This window comes from Streptomyces sp. FH025, assembly GCF_017427025.1.
In the GTDB taxonomy this organism is placed as follows: Bacteria; Actinomycetota; Actinomycetes; order Streptomycetales; family Streptomycetaceae; genus Kitasatospora.
In genome coordinates this window covers 1-7889 of record NZ_JAFLNG010000351.1, presented here as the reverse complement: position 1 = coordinate 7889, position 7889 = coordinate 1, and the positions used below count along the sequence as shown (strand labels likewise).

Here is a 7889-nt window from a genome sequence, read left to right as displayed (position 1 = left end):
GCCGCCGGCTCGCCTGGCTGCTCGGCCCGGCCACCGCCATCGTCCTCGCCTGGGCGCTCTCCCCGCTGCGCGGCCCGCTCGCGCTCGGCGGCGCGCTGCTCTGCCTGCTGCTCGCCGTCGCCGCCATCGCCCGGCTCGGCGGCCTGCTGCCCGCCGCCGGAACCACCGTCGTCGGGGCACTCGCCGCCGACTGGTTCTTCACCACGCCCTGGCACAGCCTCGCCGTCGAGCGCGGCGCCGACCTCGCCGTGCTGCTGCTCTTCCTCGCCGTCGCCGGGATCATCGCCCACCTCATCGACGGCCTGGCCCGCCGCTCCCAACAGGCCGACCGGGCCCGCGCCGAGGCCGCCGTGCTGGCCCGCCTCGCCGGGGAGACGGTCGAGTCCGGCGCCCGGGCGCTGCCCGACCTGGTCGCCGAACTGCGCCAGGTCTTCGGCCTGGACGGCGCCGTCGTCCTGGTCCGCACCGGGCGGCTCTGGCAGCCGGCCGCCGCCTCCGGGGCCACCGTCCCGCTGCGCCCCGACGAGGCCTCGTTCGTCGTCGACCTCGGCTCCGACGCCGTCCTCGCGCTGCGCGGACCGGCGCTCAGCGAGGAGGACACCCGGCTGCTGGGCCCGTTCGTCACCCAGTTGAAGCTGGCCCGCGACCGCGAGCGCCTCGCCGCCCAGGCCGCCGCGGCCGAGACCCTCGCCCACACCGACGCCCTGCACACCGTGCTGCTGGAGGCCGTCGGCCAGGACCTGCGCGCCCCGCTGGCCGCGCTGCGCGAGGAGGCCGCCGAACTGCCGGGCCCGCAGCGGCGGCGGATCCGCTCGCAGGCCCGGAGGATGGAGCGGCTGCTCGCCAACCTGCTGGACCTCAGCCGGCTGCGGGCCGGGGAGATCCCGGTGGTGCTGCGGCCCACCGAGCTGGCCCCGGTGGTGGCGGCCGCGCTCTCCGGCGAGCCCGTCGGGGTGCGGACCGTGCTCGGGGACGGGCTGCCGCGGGTGCTCGCCGACCCCGGCCTGCTGGAGCGGGCCGTCGCGGACGTGCTGGCGGCGGCCGGGCGCCCGGCCGTGGTGGACGCGGGCGCCGTGGCGGGCCGCGTCCACCTGCGGGTGACCGCCCCGGGCGACGCCGAGCCGGCTGGGCTGACCGTCGCCCGGGGCCTGGTGGAGGCGATGAACGGCGAGCTCACCGCCGAACCGGCCCCGGGCGGCGGGACGGCCTACCTGTTCGACCTCCCGAGCGCCGCGGGTTGAGCTACCTGCGTTCGTCCTCGATCAGCCCGAACTCCTGGAGCAGCTCGCCGACTTCGGTGGCCTCCACCCGGCGCAGCAGTCGCCTGCGCAGGAACTCCGGCCCGGGGAGGGAGAGTTCGGCGCCGTCGCGGAGGCGGGTGGTGGCGGCGAGCAGCTTGCGCACGTCGTAGGTGGAGTTGAACACCTCGGGCACGCCGCGCTCGACGCCAAGCAGCCGGTACACGGCCTCCATGCCGGTGCGCACCGAGTACTCGGTGGTGAAGATGCAGTCCCGGGTGGTCTCGGCGAACTGGCCGATGAAGGCGAAGTTGACCGCGCCCTCGGGCACCACGTCCGGTCGGTCGCCCGCGTGCCGGGGCAGGAAGAAGGACGTGACGTACGGCATCATCACCGGCACGCAGCGGGCGGCGTCCGCGGCCAGCTCGGGGATCTCCTCGACCGGGACGCCCAGGTGGTACAGCCACTCCTGGGTGATCTCCTCGCCGGTGCACTCCTGCATCGGCTTCTTCACGTAGTCGCCGGGGCGGTCGACGAACAGCGAGTACACCCAGACCACGATCTGGTCGGCGGGCTGCTGCTTGAAGTGCGGCTGGCGGTTGACCGTCCAGCTCAGCAGCCAGGAGGAGTCGCGGGCGGTGACGATGCCGCCGGTCACCACGCCGCCGCTGAACGGGTCGCGCTTGGCGACCTTCTGGATGTGGTGCGGGATGCGCGCGTCGAGGGTGGTGACGGTCGCGGACTCCCACTTGCTCTCGGCGATGTTGCCGCAGAACACCTCGGGGCGGCCGAAGGCCGGGTCCTTGGCGGCGATCCGGCGCCACAGGTCCCAGGCCGGGGCGGGGCCCTCGTCCAGGCGGGCCGGGGTGTGCTGGTCGCCGTTGTCGGAGTTCTCGGTCAGCGAGCCGATGGTGGTGAACACCAGGTCGTCCACGCCGAGGTCCACCCCGCCCTCCTGGCCGCCCTCGCGCCAGTGGATCCGGGTGGCCTGCTTGCGGCCGGGGGCGTCGGCGGTGCCGGGGGTATCGGCGGTGCCGGGGGAGAGGTCGAAGTCGATGTCGGTGACCTCGACGTCGTAGCGGAACCGCACGCCCTGGTCCATCAGCCAGCTGGTCAGCGGCAGGACGAGGGACTCGTACTGGTTGTACTTGGTGAACTTCAGCGCCGACAGGTCCGGCAGGCCGCCGATGTGGTGGATGAAGCGGTGCAGGTAGAGCTTCATCTCCAGCGCGCCGTGCCACTCCTCGAAGGCGAACATGGTGCGCCAGTACAGCCAGAAGTTGCTGTCCAGGAAGTCCTGCGAGAAGACCTCGTTGATCCGCTTGCCCTCCAACTCCTCGCGGGTGGCGAGGAAGACGCGGACGATGTCCTTCTGCGCCCTGTCGTTGAGGGCGAACAGGCCGTTCGTCCCGGCGTCCTGGCCGCGGCGCTCGGTGACGCGCTGGAGCGAGAAGTTCGGGTCGTCCTTGTTGAGCCAGTAGAACTCGTCCAGGACGGACGCGTTCTCGACCTCCAGCGAGGGCACCGAGCGGAAGAGGTCCCACAGGCACTCCATGTGATCTTCCAGCTCGCGCCCGCCCCGGACGACGAAGCCCTTCTCAGGCTCCTTGATGCCGTCCAGCGCGCCGCCGGCCAGCTTCAGCCGCTCCAGGATGGTGACCTGCTCGCCGGGCACCTGCCCGTCGCGCACCAGGAACGCGGCCCCGGCCAGCGAGGCGAGGCCCGATCCCACGAACCACGCCCGCTTGCGCTCGGCTCCCTCGGGCTTCCTCGGCCGGGCGAACGCCTCGTAGTTGCCGCTGCTGTAGAACAAGCCCGCTCTCCCTAGAAAGTTCGGTATCGAACAGCCCGCCGGGCATGGCGGTGCCACCGCCCGGGAGGTGTTCCGTTCACCCACCATCCATTCACCCGAAAGTGATCTTCGCGCGCTGATTAGGCCGAACGGGTGAGGGAGGGGCCGGGGGAGTGTCGGCGCCCCGCGTATGGACCGCGTAGGGAACACCCTCCGGGGCGTCAGGGAGACGTCAAGAAGAGCTGGTCAGCCACCCCGGGCGCGCTTGGCTGGAGCACGACGGAACACACGACCACACGAGGACGGATCATGCACGGCAACGGGCGACACGGCGACGACGACGCACTCAGGGTGGTGGTCGGGGTCAGCGGATCGCTGGGCAGCCTGGCGGCACTGCACCGCGGGGTCGCCGAGGCCCGCCGCCGCGGCGCCGTCCTGGTACCGGTACTCGCCTGGGAACCGCCCGGCGGCGAGCACGGCTACCGGCGCTCGCCCTGCCCGCCGCTGCTGGCCGCCGTACGGGAGGCCGCCGAGCGGCGGCTGGACGAGGCACTGGACGCCGCCTTCGGCGGAACCGAGCCCGGTGTGCCGCTGCGCCCCATGGTGATCCGCGGCGAGACCGGGCCCGCCCTGGTCCACCTCGCCGACCGGCCGGACGACCTGCTCGTCCTCGGTCGCAGCGGTGGCCTCCTGCGCCGCCGGCTGCGGCGCTCGGTGTCCGCCCACTGCGCCCGCGCGGCCGGCTGCCCGGTGCTGACCGTCCCGGTGCCCGAGCTGCTGCACGACCTCGAAGCCCTGCACCGCCGCGCCCGCTGGCACCTGCCGGTCGGACCAGCGCCCGAACTCGTCGTGGCGAAGGGGTAGTCCACGGTGCGGATGTACTCGGCGCGCCCCGGCGGCGGCCGCTACCGCCCGGTGCTGGAGCGGCTCGCCGTCCCCGCCTCCGGCACCGTCGCCCTGCTCGCCGGCGGCGCGCTCGCCCTCGGGCTCGGCGGGTTCGGCGAACTGCACTCCGGCTGGCTCGCCTTCGTCGCCTACCTGGCCCTGTGCGGCCTGCTCGGCGGCTTCTCCAGGCCCCGGGCCGCACCGGTGATCGGCCTGGCCGCCTGGCTCTGCTGCAACGCCTTCGCCGAACACCGGCACGCCGAACTCGGCTGGTCCGGCTCCGGCGTGGAACTCGGGCACTACGCGATGTTCACCGCCATCGCCCTGCTGGTGGCCCTCCCCGCCGCCCTCCCGCGCCGGACGGTGCGGGTGGCCCTGCTGCGCTTCGACCGTACGGTCTGAAGCGCCTACGGACGGTCCGCCCCCTCTCGGGCGGACCACGCCGAACCCCGGCCCCGGCCGGTACTCCGGGGCCTGCGGCAACCGGTGGAACACAGGTGAGGCGGGGCCGCGCGCCCCGTCGGCCGGTGAGGGTGGGGCTCCGCAGGGTCGGTCCTCGGTCCACCTGACGGCCAATCTGTCAGCGTTCGGTGGGCGGAAGTTCACCGACCCCACCCCCGGCGGTGGGGATAAGGGCGCGCAGAATGGCCGTATGCGAATGACGGACACGCCGAGGTCGGCGACGCACGACGATGCCGCACCCATAGCCCGCGCGCTGGCCCGGGCCTTCCACGACGACCCGATGATGGCCTGGTTCTTCCCGGACAAGGCCACCCGGGAGGCGGGGCTGAGGAGTTACTTCCGCACCCTGTTCACTCGGCAGTACGGCCCGCACGGAGTGTGCGAGCGCACCGAGCTCGCGGCCGCCTTCTGGGTGCCGCCGCAGGCGCAGGACAAGGCCGTCCCGGACGAGGACACCCTCCGGGAACTGGTTGACATCCTCGGCGAGCGGGCCGAGCCCTTCCGGCGTTCCGTCGAGGCGGCCGCCGCCAACGTCCCGCCGGAGCCGCACTGGTACCTCGCGGTGCTCGGCGCGGACCCGGCGGCCCAGGGGCAGGGGCACGGCGCCGCCCTGCTGCGCTCGGGCCTGGCCAAGGCGGACGAGGCGGGGCTGCCGGTCTACCTGGAGTCGTCCAAGGAGGCGAACCTGGCGGTCTACGGGCACTTCGGGTTTGAGGTACTGCAGCAGGTGCACCTGTCGGAGGGGGGGCCGACGCTCTGGGTGATGCGGCGGGAGGCCCAGAGCTCGCTCTGAACCGGCAGTCCGCGACCGGGGCCCCGCCGTGTCCGCCCCGCGCGCCCTGGCGGGGCGCGCGGGGCGGGTGATCATAGGGTGAGCATGGTGCGGTGGGCGAGGGTGGTGTCCCGCAGCGGTTTGAGAGCCAGGCGGACGAGGGCCAGGGCGTTGTCGTCCCCGGCGATCCGGTTGGCGCTCAACTCACCGCAGGACAGGCACTGATGGATGATCATCCACTCTCCGTCCGTGCGGACGGACAGGCTCAGCGCGGCCATCCGGCCACCGCAGCCGGCGGCCCGGTCGCCCGGGATCCGGCCGTCGACGTGACGGCTGGCCAGACAGTTCGGGCAGTGGTTGCGATGGGCGGTGCCCGGGGCGTCCAAGGGGACGTCCAGTCGGCAGTCCACGCAGCGGAAGGCGTTCGCCCGGTGGCCGCCCTGGCCGTGCAGGACGTCCTTGTGCCGCTGCGGGCGGCGGTGCTGCCGCTGGTTCCGGCCATCGGTGTTCTTGCGTCGTGGCATGGTTCGGCGCTCCCTCTGACGTCGGTTAGAGCGTGCCGAACGCTTCGAGGGGGAAGGGCGGTTGGGCCAGCGGCCGGACGGCCATCCGCATCAGGATGAGCTGGTTGTCGTCCGGGCAGACCGGGGTGGACGTCAGCTCGTCGCAGCGCACGCACCGGTGCACGACCGTCCAATCGCCGGTGCGCAGCACGGCGATGGAGATCGGCGACATCCGGCCGTGGCAGTCGCTCGGACCGCCCTCGACGTGGTCGAGGACGTGCCGGGAGTGCAGGCAGGACGGGCAGTGGTTGCGCCGCGTGCCGTCGGCGGCGTAGGTGGAGACGGTCAGACCGCACCAGGCGCAGGCGAAGGTGGAGGTCTTGAGAGTGGGGGGAGTGCTGGAGGTGCTGGACACCCGGGGTGCTCCTTGCTGAGGGGTTCGTGCGATGGCAGCAAGAGCAGGCCGAGTGGCCTCGACGGTTCGTCAGGCGGTGTGGCGAGGCGCACTCGGCGCGAGGCGGGACATCAAGACACCCTCTCCGGTTGGGCATGTGGGCCCATGGTCGTGCGGAACAAGAACGGCGTCAGCCTAACCACGGGGATCGCTCGGGCGCCAACGAATAAATTCGCCGCCCCGGGAGCGTGCGGCGGGCCGCGAGGTCGTCATGGGTGGCAAGAACGGGGGCCTGCGGAGGCTTCCCCCGGATGTGCTGGAGGGGGTCCGTCCAGGCCGGGCCCGCCCCACCGCGCGGTGGGGCGGGCCCGGTCGTCTAGCAGTCGGGGATGGTTGTGCCGTTGTTGTCCTTGGCCACGTCGCTGCCCCACTTGGACAGGTAGAAGGCCGACACCCATTGGTTGCTGGGGCCTTCGTCGGGGTTGGTCTTGAGCCACCAGTGGTTGTAGCTGCTGCCGTTGGAGACCTCGCGGCCCCAGGCCTTGCAGAACACGTAGTTGGTGCCCTGGTACAGGGTCCCGGTGCTGCTGGTGGAGGTCGGCGAGGAGTAGACGCTAGCGTTGGAGAAGGTGTCCACCCAGTACTTGCCGGTGGCGGGCGGGGTGGTGCCGCCCTGGCAGTTGGGGATGGTTGTGCCGTTGTTGTCCTTGGCCACGTCGCTGCCCCACTTGGACAGGTAGAACGCGGACACCCATTGGTTGCTGGGGCCTTCGTCGGGGTTGGTCTTGAGCCACCAGTGGTTGTAGCCGGTGCCGTTGGAGACCTCGCGGCCCCAGGCCTTGCAGAAGACGTAGTTGGTGCCCTGGTACAGCGTCCCGGTGCTGCTGGTGGAGCTGGGGGAGCCGTACACCGGGGCGTTGGAGAAGGTGTCCACCCAGTACTTGCCGTTGCCGCCCGACGGGGGAGTGGTCGGGGGCGTCGTCGGCGTGGTGCCGCCGGCGCCGTACAGGCGGATGGCGCCGTAGTAGTCGCTGTGCGAGGAGAGTGCCGCCACCTGGACGTAGCCGCCGGAGTACGGGGCTTCGACGATCCAGCCCTGCCCGAGGTACATCGCGACGTGGTGGATGGTGGAGGCGGTGTTGCCGAAGTACACCAGGTCGCCGGGGAGCAGCGGCCCGGTTCCGTCCGCCCGGTAGTAGCGGGCGACCGCCCGGGAGGTCGGCCACTGGGTTCTCGTGGTGCCGTTGATGACGTCCTCGCCGACCGCCAGGTCGTAGGCGTAGCGGACCATGCCGGAGCAGTCCAGGCCGCGGACGTTGCAGTCGTCAGGGGCGCCGTTGGAGGGGTCGCAGATCCCGTACGTCGGGCCGGGCTGCGAGCCGTGGCCGCCGCCCCACGAGTACGGCGTGCCGATCAGTCCGCAGGCGGAGCGGACGGCGGCGTTCGCCTGCGATGCGGCGCCGGAGGAGAGCACCCCGCAGGCCGGCGCGGCCTGGGCGGCTCCGGCGCCGGCGAAGAACACGCCGACCGACACCAACAGCGACAACAGGGCCGCCCAGCGTAGTGAGACAACCAGCCGGTGCGATAAGAGGTTTACGCGCGTAGTCATGGCCGCGGATCTTTCCGGAGGCGCCGACTCCGGGTCAACGGTTGCATCGAGGTTGCAGCGTGCGGACCTCAGGGCCCCGTGCCTCAGGGCCCCGTGCGGACCTCAGGGCCCCGCGCCTCAGAGCACCGTCGCGCCCAGGGTGATCGAGGTCAGCAGCATCAGCAGGCCCAGCGCCACGAATCCGTACTCCAGTCTCACCCGCTCCCGGCCGTCGACCAGGACCTGCCGAGGATC

The 7889-nt window shown here is 72.5% G+C and carries 8 protein-coding genes; 4 read left to right on the top strand and 4 right to left on the bottom strand.

Translation table 11 applies throughout. The features are described from left to right. On the top strand, positions 1–1241 hold a 1241-nt coding region (locus J0670_RS23215; RefSeq protein WP_207813583.1), incomplete at its 5' end, for a DUF4118 domain-containing protein. 1 nt (position 1242) lies between these two features. Here J0670_RS23215 and J0670_RS23210 read toward each other — a convergent pair. Continuing rightward, entirely contained in the window at positions 1243–3051 is a 1809-nt protein-coding gene (locus tag J0670_RS23210; protein WP_207813582.1) for an oleate hydratase, read from the bottom strand. A gap of 288 nt (positions 3052–3339) precedes the next feature. Here J0670_RS23210 and J0670_RS23205 point away from each other — a divergent pair, with 288 nt between their 5' ends. From J0670_RS23205 to J0670_RS23195, 3 genes are all read left to right on the top strand, one after another. After that, complete coding sequence (locus tag J0670_RS23205; protein WP_207813581.1) at positions 3340–3894, top strand: universal stress protein; 555 nt, start codon at positions 3340–3342, stop codon at positions 3892–3894. A gap of 6 nt (positions 3895–3900) precedes the next feature. Further along, positions 3901–4317, top strand: coding sequence for a hypothetical protein (locus tag J0670_RS23200; RefSeq protein ID WP_207813580.1), 417 nt, complete (start codon positions 3901–3903; stop codon positions 4315–4317). A 250-nt stretch (positions 4318–4567) separates the two neighbouring features. Further along, positions 4568–5170: an N-acetyltransferase gene (locus tag J0670_RS23195; RefSeq protein WP_207813579.1), complete on the top strand. Its 603-nt coding sequence runs from the start codon at positions 4568–4570 to the stop codon at positions 5168–5170. A gap of 71 nt (positions 5171–5241) precedes the next feature. Here J0670_RS23195 and J0670_RS23190 read toward each other — a convergent pair whose 3' ends face one another. From J0670_RS23190 to J0670_RS23180, 3 genes are all read right to left on the bottom strand, one after another. Beyond that, the gene (locus J0670_RS23190) at positions 5242–5673 is read right to left on the bottom strand and encodes an RNHCP domain-containing protein (protein ID WP_207813578.1); all 432 of its coding nucleotides are present in this window, start codon (positions 5671–5673) and stop codon (positions 5242–5244) included. A gap of 25 nt (positions 5674–5698) precedes the next feature. After that, the gene (locus J0670_RS23185) at positions 5699–6067 is read right to left on the bottom strand and encodes an RNHCP domain-containing protein (RefSeq protein WP_207813577.1); all 369 of its coding nucleotides are present in this window, start codon (positions 6065–6067) and stop codon (positions 5699–5701) included. Between the two features lie 355 nt (positions 6068–6422). After that, the gene (locus J0670_RS23180; protein ID WP_207813576.1) at positions 6423–7592 is read right to left on the bottom strand and encodes a C40 family peptidase; all 1170 of its coding nucleotides are present in this window, start codon (positions 7590–7592) and stop codon (positions 6423–6425) included. Between the last annotated feature and the right edge of the window lie 297 nt (positions 7593–7889).

What these genes read in the sequence shown, in the direction of transcription:
- J0670_RS23205 (WP_207813581.1), top strand. Translation starts at nt 3,340, where the DNA reads ATGCACGGCAACGGGCGACACGGCGACGACGACGCACTCAGGGTGGTG.
- J0670_RS23195 (WP_207813579.1), top strand. Translation starts at nt 4,568, where the DNA reads ATGCGAATGACGGACACGCCGAGGTCGGCGACGCACGACGATGCCGCA.
- J0670_RS23190 (WP_207813578.1), bottom strand. Translation starts at nt 5,673, where the DNA reads ATGCCACGACGCAAGAACACCGATGGCCGGAACCAGCGGCAGCACCGC.